The organism is Spirulina subsalsa PCC 9445 (assembly GCF_000314005.1).
In the GTDB taxonomy this organism is placed as follows: domain Bacteria; phylum Cyanobacteriota; class Cyanobacteriia; order Cyanobacteriales; family Spirulinaceae; genus Spirulina_A; species Spirulina_A subsalsa.
On the sequence record NZ_JH980292.1, the window covers coordinates 3,593,325 to 3,608,220 of the forward strand.

At 46.5% G+C, this 14,896-nt stretch carries 11 protein-coding genes and 1 pseudogene; 11 read left to right on the forward strand and 1 reads right to left on the reverse strand.

All coding sequences use genetic code 11. The features are described from left to right. Positions 1–55 precede the first annotated feature (55 nt). From SPI9445_RS25890 to SPI9445_RS0116405, 10 genes and pseudogenes are all read left to right on the forward strand, one after another. A complete protein-coding gene (locus tag SPI9445_RS25890; RefSeq protein WP_017305855.1) occupies positions 56–496 on the forward strand; it encodes a hypothetical protein in 441 nt (146 codons plus the stop codon). Positions 497–619: 123 nt separating this feature from the next. After that, positions 620–1,999, forward strand: coding sequence for an LCP family protein (locus tag SPI9445_RS0116365; RefSeq protein ID WP_017305856.1), 1,380 nt, complete (start codon positions 620–622; stop codon positions 1,997–1,999). A 175-nt stretch (positions 2,000–2,174) separates the two neighbouring features. Beyond that, entirely contained in the window at positions 2,175–2,447 is a 273-nt protein-coding gene (locus SPI9445_RS0116370) for a hypothetical protein (RefSeq protein WP_164674541.1), read from the forward strand. A gap of 76 nt (positions 2,448–2,523) precedes the next feature. Continuing rightward, positions 2,524–5,451, forward strand: a pseudogene (locus SPI9445_RS32280) (tetratricopeptide repeat protein); the annotation flags it as partial. A 138-nt stretch (positions 5,452–5,589) separates the two neighbouring features. Then, positions 5,590–8,739, forward strand: a complete 3,150-nt coding sequence (locus tag SPI9445_RS32285) for a CHAT domain-containing protein (RefSeq protein ID WP_475297053.1) — start codon at positions 5,590–5,592, stop codon at positions 8,737–8,739. A gap of 406 nt (positions 8,740–9,145) precedes the next feature. Further along, positions 9,146–9,403: a type II toxin-antitoxin system RelN family antitoxin gene (locus tag SPI9445_RS0116380; protein WP_017305859.1), complete on the forward strand. Its 258-nt coding sequence runs from the start codon at positions 9,146–9,148 to the stop codon at positions 9,401–9,403. Next, positions 9,393–9,749, forward strand: coding sequence for a type II toxin-antitoxin system RelE family toxin (locus SPI9445_RS0116385; RefSeq protein WP_017305860.1), 357 nt, complete (start codon positions 9,393–9,395; stop codon positions 9,747–9,749). The genes SPI9445_RS0116380 and SPI9445_RS0116385 overlap by 11 nt, the downstream gene beginning before the upstream one ends. A gap of 318 nt (positions 9,750–10,067) precedes the next feature. Further along, a complete protein-coding gene (locus SPI9445_RS0116395) occupies positions 10,068–10,388 on the forward strand; it encodes a hypothetical protein (RefSeq protein ID WP_017305862.1) in 321 nt (106 codons plus the stop codon). A gap of 130 nt (positions 10,389–10,518) precedes the next feature. Further along, on the forward strand, positions 10,519–11,964 hold the full coding sequence (locus SPI9445_RS0116400) for a hypothetical protein (RefSeq protein WP_017305863.1): 1,446 nt from the start codon (positions 10,519–10,521) through the stop codon (positions 11,962–11,964). Between the two features lie 123 nt (positions 11,965–12,087). Then, a complete protein-coding gene (locus tag SPI9445_RS0116405) occupies positions 12,088–12,930 on the forward strand; it encodes a Uma2 family endonuclease (RefSeq protein ID WP_017305864.1) in 843 nt (280 codons plus the stop codon). 32 nt (positions 12,931–12,962) lie between these two features. On the opposite strand, the gene SPI9445_RS0116410 is transcribed toward SPI9445_RS0116405, so the two are convergent. Further along, positions 12,963–13,562, reverse strand: a complete 600-nt coding sequence (locus SPI9445_RS0116410) for a methyltransferase domain-containing protein (protein WP_017305865.1) — start codon at positions 13,560–13,562, stop codon at positions 12,963–12,965. A gap of 204 nt (positions 13,563–13,766) precedes the next feature. Here SPI9445_RS0116410 and SPI9445_RS25895 point away from each other — a divergent pair, with 204 nt between their 5' ends. Then, positions 13,767–14,858, forward strand: coding sequence for a MinD/ParA family ATP-binding protein (locus SPI9445_RS25895; RefSeq protein WP_017305866.1), 1,092 nt, complete (start codon positions 13,767–13,769; stop codon positions 14,856–14,858). The last annotated feature ends 38 nt before the right edge of the window (positions 14,859–14,896 follow it).

Consider the following 14,896-nt stretch of genomic DNA (forward strand, 5'->3'; position numbering starts at 1 on the left):
TCCCCTCCCTGCAAGCGAGGAAGGGGAATTCCGCAACATTTTTGTTAAACCTCTCATGTCATCATCAAATCCTTTAGATTCAGACCCTGTAGATTTAGATTCCTTAACGGTTAACCCCTTACCCAGCAACCCCTTACCCTCGGATCCCCTATTTGAGCAACCCTTACAACGGCTACAACTCCTGTTTTGTCTCGTCCCCGTCTTAGGCGTGATTCCCTCCCTCTGGACATTATCCCGTCCTCACAGCACCTCCCAACAAAAACGAGTCAGTCGTTTAGCGCTCACCCTTGCTTTATTATGGCTCTGTGCCTATAGTTTATTAACCTTTAGTGCAGGTCAAACATCCGAAATTTTACACTTGCGCTTATTGTTTTTAGATGCTTTAGTCACCTCCGGTTATTTTGTCCTCTGTCTGGGGTTAATGGTTCGACTCTGGAAACGACAAAAAGTTAATGTTCCCGGAGTAAACCAACTCTCCAACAAGTATTTCTCCTGATCAACCGGAAGTCAGTTTGAATTCTAGGAAGAATTGCTAAAAGCGTGGTAAAGCCCTAAATTACAGATACCCTTCCGGTTTTTTATTGTTCGGTGTGAGAGGAAGCCTGTGTCAACCCAAAGAATGTCTAATAACCGCCACCATTCCCGTCCTAAACCCTCTATTCCTCGCCCGAAAGACCGTCGGGGAGGAAACCGTTGGCTGTGGATTTGGTTGGGGTTAACTGGAGTGGGAATGTTATCGGCAATGGCCGGAGCGATTTTAGCCGTTTCTCTCTCTGCTACCCCCCTCCGGCAAGTATTTCTGAGTCACCATGACGATGATAGTGTGTTTCAAGATGATACGATTGCCCTCTCCAACCTGAGATTTCCCTCCCTCACCCGTCCAGTGAATATTCTGGTGTTGGGGGTCAAAGTCCTTTCGTCCGACCTAAACTTAAGACTCCCTCCCGAAGAAGACCCCGGATATCTCTTCACGGTAGATTCCTTTGAAGGGCGTTCCGACACCATGTTACTCTTGCGGTTTGACCCCCAACTGCAAAAACTGACCGTCCTTTCCATCCCCCGGGATACTCAAACCACCATCCCCGGATACGGGACGATGAAAATTAATGCAGCCAATGCTCACGGAGGGCCAGCACTCACCGCTAAAGCAGTGAGTCATTTACTCGCCGATGTTCCCATTGACCGTTATGTACGGGTGAATGTCCAAGGAGTCGAAAAACTGATTGATGCCTTGGGTGGGGTGAATCTCTACGTCCCCACAGCCATGAGGTACACAGACCACAGTCAACACCTCTATATCAATTTGCAGGAAGGGGAACAGCATCTCGATGGGGAAAAGGCCTTACAATTCCTGCGCTTCCGTTATGACCAGTATGGGGATATAGGACGAGTTCAACGGCAACAGACATTTATGAGGGCGTTGGTGGAACAGGTTTTGCGTCCTTCTACTCTCATGCGTATCCCGAGAATTTTACAGGTGATTCGTGAGAATATTGACACGAATTTAAGTGTGGAAGAATTAGCCGCTTTGGCCGGGTTTGCGGCTCAGGTGGATCGGGGTAATATTCAAATGTTGATGTTACCGGGTGAGTTTAACGGGACGGGACAGAATGGGGTGAGTTATTGGTTGCCTCACCACCGACAAATTGAGAACCTGATGGCACAACATTTTAATCAGGGGTTTGCGGAATATCGTTCTCGCAATACTAATTCTCTCCGGATTGCTATTCAAGACAGTACAGGAGATCGGGAAGCGGTGGATACGGTGGTGACGATGCTGTATAACCAAGGGTACCGGAATGTACAGGTGGGTCGTCGTTGGCGGGAACCCTTGGAAACCTCCCGCATTGTTGCCCAACGGGGTGATGATAGCAGCGCGTTTGATGTGCGCAGACAGTTGGGCATCGGGGAGGTACGGGTAGAAAGTACAGGTGAACTGAGTTCCGATATTACAATTCAGTTGGGTGAAGATTGGCGGAAACTGAAGAATGGTAATTAGGGGATGCTATTGGGGAACTGTTGCGCCCTATTCATAGTAACTTTTACCCGTTTTCTTGAGAAACCGGGTTTTTGTTAGGGTTTGGGTGGGAAACCAGAGGATGAGCGCAACCCGGTTTCTGGGTTGGTGAGGGGGTAAAGAAAGCGGGTTTCAGGGAAGTTATGGCGGGAACAGAATGGGTGCAAGAAACCCGGTTTTTAGCTTGATGTTTGAAACCGGGTTTTTGTTAGGGAGTAGGGGGAAAACCAGCCAATTAACGCAACCCGGTTTCTGGATGAGTGAGGGGGCAAAGAAACCGGGTTTCAGGGAGGTTATGGCGGGAACAGAATGGGTGCAAGAAACCCGGTTTCAAGGTGGAGGTTGGAAACCGGGTTTTTGGCAGGGTTTAGGTGGGAAACCAGAGGATGAGGGCAACCCGGTTTCTGGTCTAACCGTGAGAGGATCTTAACCAAGCCTAAAGATTGATCCCCCCTCTTATCCTTCCGGCTACCTTAGAGAAAGGTTGTCTCGTCTAGATTATCCCCATGAATAACCCAATCCCTCCCCAATCCATTGCTACGCTACAGGCACAGGTGCAAGAAGCAAGGGAGCGGCAAGATTCCCCGGCAGAGTGTGAGGCCTTGGGGAATTTGGGGTTAGCTTATAACCGAGTCCAGCAGTGGGAGAAAGCGCTTCAAACCTTTGAGGAACTATTCACGCTGGCTCAGTCTAGGGACTATCTGAGGGGTGAAGGTTTGGCGCTCTGTGGTCGCGCTCAGGTGGCTTATCATCAAGGCAACTATGGGGAGGCGAGAACATGGATTGACCAAGCCTTGGAGAAGGGGGAAGAAGAGGCTTGGATTAAAGCGAGAGCTTTGGTCAGTTTGGGGGATCGTAACCTGATTTTTCGGGATTATCGACAGGCAGAAAGAGCGTATCAAACCGCTTTAAAGCTTGCCCGCTCTCAAGGCTTTCGGGATGTGGAAGGATTGGCACTGCAAGGCGTGGCTTGGCTGTGGGTCGTGCAAGGATTGGGGGGGCAGGCATTGGGCTTATGGCAAGAAGCGTTAAAACTCGCCGAAGATTTGGGGGATACGGCACAAGAGGCCTTGATTTTTAGGGGTTTGGCTTCCACTTACCAGCAACTGGGGGATTGGGGAGAAGGCATTGGGGCTAGTGAGAGGGCGATCGCCTTAGCAGGGGAAATAGGCGATCGCCGCACAGAAGCCCGGAGTCAGTTAGTGTTAGGCGCTTGTTATTTAGCCCAACAGCAGATTAGTCAAGCCCTAGAATGTAGTGCCGCCGCCCTAAAATACAGTGAATCTGTTGGCGATAATGTTACCAAGCTGGCCAGTTTAGACTTAACAGGAAGTTGTTATTTAAACCAGCAGAACTATGAACTCGCTCTGAACTGTTATCAGGAACAATTTAATCTGGCCGGAGAGATGGAGGACAGGATTTCCCAAGGGGATAGTTTAGTTAAAATGGCGGCAGTCTTTTTCAATCAAGGCGATTATGAAGCCGCACTAACTTATTATCGTCGATGTTTAGAGTTGGGGGAAGAGATTCAAAATGAACCGACCCAATTAGCAGCCTTTTGGGGGTTAGGGTCTTGTTATTTAAACCTCAAAGACTATGAGCAGGCTTTAAATTATTATCAGCAACAACTGGCCGCCGCCCAATCTCTTGAGCTTCTAGTTTCTCAGGCTCTAGCTTTACAAAACTTAGGGGCTGTCCATCAAGTCAAAGCAGAATATCCCCAAGCTATTGGTTATTACCAGCAGCAATTGGATATTGCTCAAAAACTGGACGATCCAACTCATCAAATCACGGCCTTAAGTAATTTAGTCAATGGGTTTATTTTACAAGAAGACTTTGACCAAGCCATTGAACGGCGCAATCAACAGTTAGACCTTGCCCAGAGGGTGGAGCGCAAAGACTGGCAGGCTGAGATTTTAGGAGCTTTAGCAGAAATTTACTGGTTGAAAAAGGGAGATTATCCCCCAGCAATTGATTATTTTGAGCAGCAACGGCAGATTGCTGAGGAATTAGGGGATATCCAGCAGCAAGGTCAGGCTGTGGGCAATTTAGGATATCTTTATCGAGGTTTAGGTGAATCTCAAACTGCTCTTCGTTATTTGAATCAATGGTTAGCAATTAGTCGCCAAATTGAGAATAAAATTTGGGAAAGTAATGCTTTAGTTGGGCTGGGAGATGTTTGTTACTCCCTAGGGGAGTATACCGACGCTTTGGAAGCTTATCAAGCACGATTGCCCATTATTCGGGACTTAAACGACAAAGCCGGGGAAAGTTATACAGTGGGTTGGATTGGGGCAAGTTATGCCAGTTTAGGGCAGCATGAATTGGCGATTGAATATCGTCAGCAGTGGCTGAATTTAGCGAGGGAGTTGGGGAATCGTCAGGATGAAGGAAATGCTTTGCAAAATCTGGCGATTAATTATTTTACCTTAACCCATTATCAGCCAGCAATTAATTGTTATGAATTGGCTTTAGAGATTCAGCGAGAGTTGGGGAATTTAGAAGAACAAAATGCTATTTTAGAATGGTTAGGACGAGCTTATTATGCGGTTCAGAATTACGAGCAGGCGCGGCTTATTTTTGAGCAGTGGTTAGGGTTATGTCGAGAGTTGGGGAACTTGACCCAAGAGGTAGAAGCCTTGGGTTGGGTGGGATATAGTGAGTGGCAGTTAGGTCATTTAGAGCAGGCTTTGAGTTATCTTGAACGGCGTTTAGGGTTGGTGCAGGAGTGGGAAGATAAGACGGTTTTCAAGGGAACATTGAATGATTTAATTAATCTTTCTAAGCAATTGCAGCAGACAGAAAAGGCTATTTCTTTTTCTGAAATGCAGGTGAGTTTGTTGGAAAATTTGGGGGATAGGGCGGGGGAATATTCCAATCGTTATGATTTGGCAGTGTTGCGGTTTAATAGTGGGCAATATCAGGAGGCGTTATCGGGTTTTGAGTCGGCTTTACCAGTGGCTGAAGGTTTGGAGGAGGGGAATGAGAAAAGCCGGAATATTGCCAATTGTCGGTATATGTTGGGGCAATGTTATCACAATTTAGACCAGAAGGAAGCGGCAATTAGTGATTATCAGCAGGCGGTGATTTTATATGTTCAATTGGGGGTGAAGGATTGGGCGGTTAAAGGGTTGGGTTATATCGGTTCTTTGTGTCGTAGTTTGAAGCGGTATGAGGAGGCAATTCAGGCGCAGGAGCAACGGTTGGGGATTGTGCGGGAGTTGAATGATAGGGTTTCTGAGCAGTCTTGTTTGTATGATTTGGGGTGTGTTTACAATGATCTCAAGGAATGGGAGCGGGGAGTTGAATATTTTGGGCTGGCTTTGGATTTGGCGGTTGAGTTGGGGCAGAAGCAAAATGAAGCAAATGCTCATTATATGTTGGGGCAATGTTATCACAATTTAGACCAGAAGGAAGCGGCAATTAGTGATTATCAGCAGGCGGTGATTTTATATGTTCAATTGGGGGTGAAGGATTGGGCGGTTAAAGCGTTGGGTTATATCGGTTCTTTGTGTCGTAGTTTGAAGCGGTATGAGGAGGCAATTCAGGCGCAGGAGCAACGGTTGGGGATTGTGCGGGAGTTGAATGATAGGGTTTCTGAGCGGTCTTGTTTGTATGATTTGGGGTGTGTTTGTAAGGATCTCAAGGAATGGGAGCGGGGAGTTGAATATTTTGGGCTGGCTTTAGATTTAGCGGTTGAGTTGGGGGAGAAATATAAACAAGCCAATGCTCATTATATGTTGGGGCAATGTTTTCGGAGTCTGAACTGGATTGATGAGGCAATTAAATCTTATTTGCAGGCAGGTGATCTATACAGAGAAACTAAAACAGAAAAATGGGCTGCTAATGTTTTAATTAAATTGGGAGATATTTATTTAAATAAGGTTGACGGGAGTAAAGCTGAAAATATAGAACAGGCTATTGGCTATTATAAAGCAGCATTAAAAGTCTATACTCGTGAAAAATATCCCGAAGATTGGGCAATAGTGCAATGTAGTCTGGGGGCTGCCCTCGGCACCCAAGCTGAGATGGGCATCAACCCCTCCGCCAATCTCAAAAGTGCCATCGTTGCTTGCGATGAAGCCGCCCGGATTCAGAGGGAGTTGGGGTTAGAGAAAGACCTCTCTGAAACCCTGACTAACCTCGGCAATGCCCGCATGATCCAAGCCCGGATGGGCATGAACCCGGTAGCGAATCTCGAAAGTGCGATCGCCGCCTACGATGAAGCCGCAGAGATTCGGCGGCGGTTGGGGTTAGACAAAGACCTCTCCGATACCCTGAATAACCTCGGAGTTGCCCGCAGCACCCAAGCCGAGATGGGCATCAACCCCTCCGCCAATCTCGAAAGTGCCATCGCCGCCTACGAGGAAGCCGCCAGGATTCTGCGGGGGTTGGAGTTAGAGAAAGACCTCTCCACAACCCTGAATAACCTCGGCGCTGTCCGCATGATCCAAGCCCAGATGGGCATGAACCCGGTAGCGAATCTCGAAAGTGCGATCGCCGCCTACGATCAAGCAGCAGAGATTAGTCGGCGGTTGGGGTTAGACAAAGACCTCTCCAGAACCCTGAATAACCTCGGAGTTGCCCTCGGCACCCAAGCCGAGATGGGCATCAACCCCTCCGCCAATCTCAAAAGTGCCATCGTTGCTTGCGATGAAGCCGCCAGGATTCTGCGGCGGTTGGGGTTAGAAAAAGACCTCTCCTCTACCCTGAATAACCTCGGAGTTGCCCTCGGCACCCAAGCCCAGATGGGCATCAACCCCTCCGCCAATCTCGAAAGTGCGATCGCCGCCTACGATGAAGCCGCAGAGATTCGGCGGCGGTTGGGGTTAGACAAAGACCTCTCAGATACCCTGAATAACCTGGGAGTTGCCCGCCGCACCCAAGCCCAGATGGGCATCAACCCCTCCGCCAATCTCGAAAGTGCGATCGCTGCTTGCGATGAAGCGGCAAGGATTAGTCGGCGGTTGGGGTTAGCCCGCGACTTAGCAGGAACTTTGAATAACTTTGGTTTTGCCTACCAAGCCCAATCTCGCCTAGCTGGGAACAGTCCCACCCAGACACAACAAGCCCTAGAAAATGCCTACCGTAGCTTCCAGGAAGCCCTAGACCAGGTGGAATATCTCCGAGGTGAAATTAAAGCCGATAGTGAAGGCTATAAACGCAACTTTAATGAAGAATGGAACAAGGTTTATCGCGGTATGGTGGAAGTGTGCCTAGAATTAGGCAGATACACTGATGCCATCGAATACGCAGACCGTAGCAAAGCCCGGAACTTGGTCGAACTCATGGCCACCCGTGACGCTTATCCGGGGGGCGTGATACCCGAAAACACCCGCCAACGGTTGCAAGCCCTTAAAATTGCCATTAGCCAAGAAGACCGCCGCCTACAAACAGACGAGAACCCGGACTATACCCACCTCAACCAACTGCAACAAGAAAAACAACAACTCGAACCCTATAAACCCCTGCATTTCGAGGCAATGCAAAAGTTACTCGATGAAGAAACCGCCATTTTGGAATGGTACATCCTCCCCGATAAATTCCTGACCTTCACCCTCACCCGCCACGGCCTCAACCTCTGGACATCTTCTCAAGAAGACCTAAACAACCTCAACGACTGGACTATTACCTATGTCAACGACTACCGCACCAACAAAACCCAATGGAGAACGAAACTCAAGCAACGCCTCCCAGAACTCCCCCAAATCCTCCACCTCGATGAAATCCTCTCCAACCTCCTGCAACAATTCCCCACCTGCCAAAAACTCATTCTCATCCCCCACCGCTACCTGCACCTCTTCCCCCTCCACGCCCTACCCGTCATCACCAAAGACGGTAAGAGTCAATGCCTACAAGACCTCTTCCCCCAAGGAGTCGCCTACGCCCCCAACTGCCAAGTCCTGCAACAAGCCCAAAACCGCATCAACCAACTCCCCCACTTTAACCAACTCTTCGCCATCCAAAACCCCACCCAAGACCTCTCCTTCACCGATATAGAAGTGGAAACCATCCAAACCCTCTTTAACCCCTCCCACACCCTCAAACACCACCAAGCCCAAAAAACCAACATCCTCGACTCCAACCCCAGCCAACCCAAAACCCAAGACTCCCTGAAAAACGCCCACTGCGCCCACTTCTCCTGTCATGGCTACTTCAACTTTCAAGAAGCCCTCAAATCCGCCCTCATCCTCGCCCAAAGCGAATTTACCCCCCCACCCCAACCCGACGACCCCACCCGCTACCTCCCCCTTAAAGAAAACAAATTCCTCGACCTGCAAAAGTGCCTCACCTTAGAGGACATCCTGCGCCTCGACCTGGGCAACTGCCGCCTCGTCACCCTCTCCGCCTGCGAAACCGGGGTAACAGACCCCACCTCCAGCAGTGATGAATATATCGGCCTGCCCAGTGGCTTCATTTTGGCGGGTTCTCCCAACGTGATAAGCACCCTTTGGACAGTGGCGGACATCTCCACCGCCTTCCTGATGATTCGCTTCTACCAGAAGGTGAAAGAGGGTCAAACCGTCCCCCTCGCCCTCAAAGAGGCTCAAATCTGGTTACGAGATACGCCACTACAAAGCTTAAGAGAATGGGCGGCTACAGTGTCCCCCACTTTAAGGGAGAAACTGAATCAAGAGTATCCAGAAAGGCAGTATCCACCCCAGAAAAAACTGTTCACAAACCCTTATTATTGGGCGGCTTTTTGTGCCATTGGTTTCTAAACTTTGTCGGTTGTATAGAATGAGATGTTATCCCATCTTTCCCAGTTGGTTGTTGGGTTGCGCTATCGCTCCACCCAACCTACGGATAGCTTTGTAGGTTGGGTGGAATGAAATGTAACCCAACATTTTCCAGTAGGTTGTTGTATAGAATAAAATGTAACCCCATCTTTCCCAGTTGGTTGTTGGGTTGCGCTGTCGCTCCACCCAACCTACGGATGGCTTTGTAGGTTGGGTGGAATGAAATGTAACCCAACATTTTCCAGTAGGTTGTTGTATAGAATAAAATGTAACCCCATCTTTCCCAGTTGGTTGTTGGGTTGCGCTTTCCCTGTGCCTAACCTACCAATCGCTTTAAAATGATAGCATTATGCCAGAATACTCGCTCCTTAATAATTGATGAGAAGCTATGAAAGCCTTTGAAGTAATGGGAAGAATTGATGCAGAGGGTAAACTATTACTTGATGAACCCTTAGAAATTAAATCGGAGAGTCGCGTTAAAGTGATCCTTTTGGTATCGGATGAAGGCGAATCTGACAATGAATCCGATGGTGACGATACACCTGTTGAAGAGATTCAGGCCAGTTTAAGACGAGCCTTGCAAGAAGCTCAAGCAGGTCAAAGAATCCCCTTAGAACAAATGTGGGAGGGAATTGATGCCGAATAACTCTCGACGGGTTCAAATTGATTTAACGCCTGAGTATCGCAATAATCTCAAAAAATTGGCTAAAAAATATAGAAACATTCGGTGTGACACTCAGGCTGTGATTGAACCCTTAAAACAAGGATGTGTCTTAGGGGATCGTCTTGCAGGATTTGGCGAGAATATTTATGTATACAAGGTTAGAGCCAAGAATAGTAATATCCAAAAAGGTAAAAGTGGTGGCTATCGCATCATTTATTTACTGGAATCAGAAACCAGTATTTTGCTGTTAACAATTTATACTAAATCCGAACAAGATGATATTACGGTAGAGCAAATTCAAGATATTTTAGCCGATTTCTCTGGATGAACTTATGTACCACCGATGAATATTAACGAAAAAAGTTCTAATCCAATTCGGAAAGCCAATATTTTGAACTCCGCTCAAGTTATTTATGCTCAAGGTAAAACCTCCGACTTTGTAGGTTAGGTGGAATGAAATGTAACCCAACATTTTTCAGTAGGTTTTTGGCTAGAATAAAATGTAACCCCATCTTTCCCAGTAGGTTTTTGGCTAGAATAAAATGTAACCCCATCTTTCCCAGTAGGTTTTTGGGTTGCGCTTTTCCTGTGCCTAACCTACGGATCATCTTAATGTTAATATATCCTTGAACCAAACTAAAACGCCATGAATATTGAAGAACTCATCGTCATTTTACCCCAATATCTTCAAGCAGAACCTAACGCTTTTTCTCCTGATGCGCTTAAGGCGTTGGATGAAATTCTCAACACCCTTGAAGACACAACAGACATTTGTCAAGTGATGCAGCAATGGCTACAAACCTATGACGAAGAATGGGACTCACTCCGCTTATATGCTCAAGAGAACCGAGAGGTGAGTCAACAAAAGGCTCTCTCAGAAATTGACGAGGCAACGATTCGTCAAAATCTGTTTGAGTTGCGACAAGAGCGACAAAATCAAACCCCACCCAATCCCCCCCAAAGATAAATCCCGTAGGTTCGGCACAGGAAAAGCTCAACCCAACAAATCACCCAAAAACCAATGGCTAAATATTGATTAATCCCTCCCCATTCAAATCAAATTAACTAACAATGCTTTCCCCAAACCATGAGAAAAAATGACTCAAATTTATGCTCCTAACGTTCATCTATTTACCTTTCATCTCGCCGAAAAAAACAACCCAGAGCATCTTTGGAATTACTATAACCAAACTATTAAAACCGCTTTTCATCTATCCCTACATCTAGAACCTAGACCCAGCCCTCTCGACATTAAAGCCTATTTAACCCCAAATGAAGCATCAGGAGTATTTTTACTCTTCAACGGTAAATTATCCGCTAAAAGCCCGGTTACGGATATCACCGGAATAGCTTGCCCTGTCCTAATTTATGATAGCTATGCTTTAGCCCTAAACCTGCGAATTCCAGAAAAAGATGAGCAAAATCAACCGACAAAACCTGTCAATTTAGCTGTTTTTAAAGAGTTTAATCCTCAACAAGTCTTACGCCCTGAAAAAGTTAATAGTAACTTAGGGCAAACCCTCCTTTTAACGGCTTGGCTTCTCCCACCAGAACAGAAACAGCGTGAACAGTGGCAAAAAATCGCTCATAATATCCTGAAAGAATTTCTCCATGATGAATATGTTCCGCCACTTTATCAAGCAAGCCAACTTTTTGGCAGTCCGATTTTTGAGTATGGTTCGCCTAAACATCCCAACTCACAGGGAAAAATTGAACATTATTTGGTCTGGCTTTTTTTAGATAGTACGGCTGATGAAAATTTGGGCTATTTTTATCAACAATTGATTGACCTCTGGTTATATCGCCAGAAAATCACTACAGCTTACCAACAAAGTCGGGCTGATTTTGCCAAGGTTAAGGCACAATATCAGGAGATTAAAAATATTTTCTCTGAAATCCCTCAACATCTCAACGTTAACGAACAATCAGCCCGTTTATCAACCTCCGATTTAACCTATCTCAAAACCCAACTCAAGAAACTGCCTAAACTCGATTTAGAGTATATGGAAAGCCTCAGTTCTTTAAAAAACTGGCATTCAACTTTGAGTATTAATCATCATAATTACAAGGAAAAAATTACCAATATTCAAGACAAAGCAACTAATCATGATTTGTCGTTTTTGTCAAGCTTCGGCACAAAAAATGCGGCGACTTTAAAAACCCAGATTGAGGATGATCTGAGCTATTTTGATCAAGGTTCTAATTGGGCAGATAAGGGGATTAATACGATTCGGGGCTTGGTGGAAATTGATCAAGCGGAAGCTAACCAAGATTTACAAGACCAAATCCAAGCGGTGGGGGTGGGTATTGCGGCGGGTGCTATTGTGGCTTCAACGTCGGGGTTAATCACCCAACCTTGGTATCTCCCCAATGGGCAAAAAATTCAATTGCCCTGCACTCTTCCTCATCCTTTTTTAATGGCATTGGTTGGGAGTATTATCTGTTCTCTGGGGGCTTGGTGGTGGACAAAGAGAGAGATTCAAAAAAGGCGTAGCCTTCCCAAGGAATCGCCTAATCCGCCCAAAGCAACGGATCAGCCCTGATTCCCAGTGGGTAGAAAAGGGGTTACAGGTTGGGTGAAGCGCCAGTGCAACCTAACAAGAAAACAGTATAATTGAATTAAGATAGTCACAGAAAACATCTGTCCTTTAACCTCGCGGATAGACATGACCCAAAGCGTAGACCGGACAATCATACCGCCTGCTTTTCCCGATCATACTCAATTACCTGAATCTGACGGAACGTTTGTGAAAAATTTTCAAGAACATCCCCAGAGTATTTTACTCACTGATTCTCTGGAAAGCACCCTGCAAGCTCTCCACCCTGATGGACAATATGCAATCGGCCAGGATTCTGGTATTTATTGGCGGGAAACGGATCCCCCGGAACGGGGCGCTGAGGCCCCGGATTGGTTCTATGTTCCCAATGTTCCACCCCGATTAGATGGGCAATATCGCCGTTCTTATGTGTTGTGGCGGGAGTATATTGTTCCGTTTATTGCGATTGAATTTGCGAGTGGGGATGGTTCTGAAGAACGAGATAATACTCCTTTATCTCGTTTGCCGGACGGTGTTAAGCAAAAACCGGGGAAGTTCTGGGTTTATGAGCGGATTATTCGTATTCCCTATTATGCAATTTATCTGATTCAAACGAATGAGTTAGAAGTGTATAACTGGCTGAATGGTCGCTACCACCGTTTGGAGCCTAATGAGCGTGGACATTATCCCATTGCTACGATGGGGGTGGAGTTGGGGGTGTGGGAGGGAAGTTATCAAAATCAAACTCAGCACTGGTTACGTTGGTGGGATACTGAGGGGAATTTGTTGCTGACGGGGAGTGAGTTGGCTAAACTCGAACGCCAACGGGCGGAAGCGGAACGCCAACGGGCAGATAGTGCTGAACAAAGTCAACGAGAGGCAATTCCTAAACTGTTGGCAATGGGTTTAAGTGTGGAACAGGTGGCTGAGGCTTTATGTTTGTCGGTGGAAGAGGTGGCAAGACTGGGGTAGATCCCATGAATCGGCCAGGATGAAAAACTAGGTTACTTTTTGCGCAACCGGGCAAAGTGTTCTTCTCCTTGCCGGGAGGGGACGGAGTGGGGGGTGGGGGAGAGGGTGAGAAGGTCAAAATAGGGGCTAAAACGTTGCTCGATTTCGGCCGGGGTGGTGCCAAAGGGAGGGCCTCCGGGACGGGTATGGGTGAAGAAAACGGCGATTAATTCCCCTTGGGGTTTGAGGAGAGAATGCACCAGTTCCACGTATTGGGGGCGCTGGTTTAAGGGGATGGCACAGAAACAGGTGTGTTCAAAGACATAATCAAAGGATTGAGGAAATTCTGTGGATAAATCAAAAATATTGCGTTCTAGGAAACGGGCGGGATTATCATAGTTTTGGGCGAGTTCTTGGGCATGGGCGATCGCAGAAGGCGCAAAGTCTACCCCTAATGTCTCATACCCCAACTCCCCAAACAACAGGGCATCATAGCCCCTTCCACAGCCCAAAACCACCACCGAACCGGGAGGGGGGGCTTCTGGACTCTGGAGGAAGTGGATTAAACTAGGAGTAGCTTGTCCTAAGTCCCAACGGGATGTTCCTTCTTGATAGCGGTTTTCCCAAAAGTGAGGGTGGGCAATTTCTGACATATCAATCCTTCTCTGGGTGGGGTTGAGGCCTCACAGGGGAAACTGTGGCAACAGAGGGAATAGCGCGAATTGAACCCGATGGAAAACTCTCTCTGGCTGATTTCCCTGATTCGGCACAGAAACCACTGTAACAAGAATTAGGGAGTTGGTGCGTCTTACGGGATTTTGCTTTGATTTTAATGACCTTGCCATCAGGATAGTGTTATGCCCCAAATTATCTCTATTCATTCTTTCCGTCATGGTACGGGCAAATCTACATTCACCACGAATTTAGCGGTGACATTAGGTCAACAGGGTTATCGGGTGGGTTTGGTGGAAACAGATATTCAGAGGCGATCGCATTTTTCCCCTCGTTCCCATTATTCCTCTTTGGGCGTAGATTGGGGGGAGCATCAACCTTTACTTCAGGATTATTTTCTTGGTCAGGTGAGTTTATCTGAGTTAGTGTGCGATCGCAGCGCACTCCTCAACCCCACTCTCTCAGATGCCCCCGGTTATCTAGGCATTATCCACCATCATTTTAACTTCGTCCAACCCCTGCCCCCAGAACTTCGTGATGTCCAACAAATTCACCAGATTCTTTGGGAAATTACAACCCATCTCCAGCTTGATTATTTACTCATTGATCTCTACCCCGGACTGAGTGAAGAAACTTTACCCCTAATTGCCCTCTGTGATATTTTTTTAGTCCTTTTATGTATTGACTATCCTGAATTTCAAGGGACGGCTGTCACGCTTGATGTTGCCAAACGTCTTGAAATTCCCCACATTACCCTCCTGCTTAATCAAGTTCCTAAAACTTTGAACACTCCCCTCTTAAAACAACAAATCGAAATGGCTTATGATACCTCAATTTTAGGAATTTTACCTTGGGCTGAACCCATGCAAACCCTTGAAAAAGAAGATATATTTTCCGTCTCTTTTCCTGACCATCCTTACAGCCAAGTTGTTCAAGATATTGCTCACCATTTACGTCAATTTTCTAGTGCTAACAGCCTCGAAAATAAACTTAACTCATCGTCAAATCCCGGATTAAGTATTTTTGAATTAATCGAGCTTTCTCCAGTTAAAAGACAACTTATAACAATCATGATTCGTCATTGCTCAATGACTTGGGAGGAACTAATCAACGCAACTGAACAAGAACCCCAGAAACTGCACATCTTATTACAAGAACTTCTCGAACAAGGTTTTATTGAAGCCCATCATACGAACCAAAAAACCTACTATAAACCTCGTTTAATTCGTTCTAAACCTTTACTCAAAAATCAATTATTTAATTTAGAAGACTTATAGTCTTATCTGAATAATTACCTTGATCATTTCATTCTATC

Bases quoted from the DNA above. Each gene is read 5' to 3' on its own strand.
- SPI9445_RS0116400 (WP_017305863.1), top strand. From the start codon at position 10,519: ATGACTCAAATTTATGCTCCTAACGTTCATCTATTTACCTTTCATCTC.
- SPI9445_RS25895 (WP_017305866.1), top strand. From the start codon at position 13,767: ATGCCCCAAATTATCTCTATTCATTCTTTCCGTCATGGTACGGGCAAA.
- SPI9445_RS0116365 (WP_017305856.1), top strand. From the start codon at position 620: ATGTCTAATAACCGCCACCATTCCCGTCCTAAACCCTCTATTCCTCGC.
- SPI9445_RS0116380 (WP_017305859.1), top strand. From the start codon at position 9,146: ATGAAAGCCTTTGAAGTAATGGGAAGAATTGATGCAGAGGGTAAACTA.
- SPI9445_RS0116385 (WP_017305860.1), top strand. From the start codon at position 9,393: ATGCCGAATAACTCTCGACGGGTTCAAATTGATTTAACGCCTGAGTAT.
- SPI9445_RS0116410 (WP_017305865.1), bottom strand. From the start codon at position 13,562: ATGTCAGAAATTGCCCACCCTCACTTTTGGGAAAACCGCTATCAAGAA.
- SPI9445_RS25890 (WP_017305855.1), top strand. From the start codon at position 56: ATGTCATCATCAAATCCTTTAGATTCAGACCCTGTAGATTTAGATTCC.
- SPI9445_RS0116405 (WP_017305864.1), top strand. From the start codon at position 12,088: ATGACCCAAAGCGTAGACCGGACAATCATACCGCCTGCTTTTCCCGAT.
- SPI9445_RS0116395 (WP_017305862.1), top strand. From the start codon at position 10,068: ATGAATATTGAAGAACTCATCGTCATTTTACCCCAATATCTTCAAGCA.
- SPI9445_RS0116370 (WP_164674541.1), top strand. From the start codon at position 2,175: ATGGGTGCAAGAAACCCGGTTTTTAGCTTGATGTTTGAAACCGGGTTT.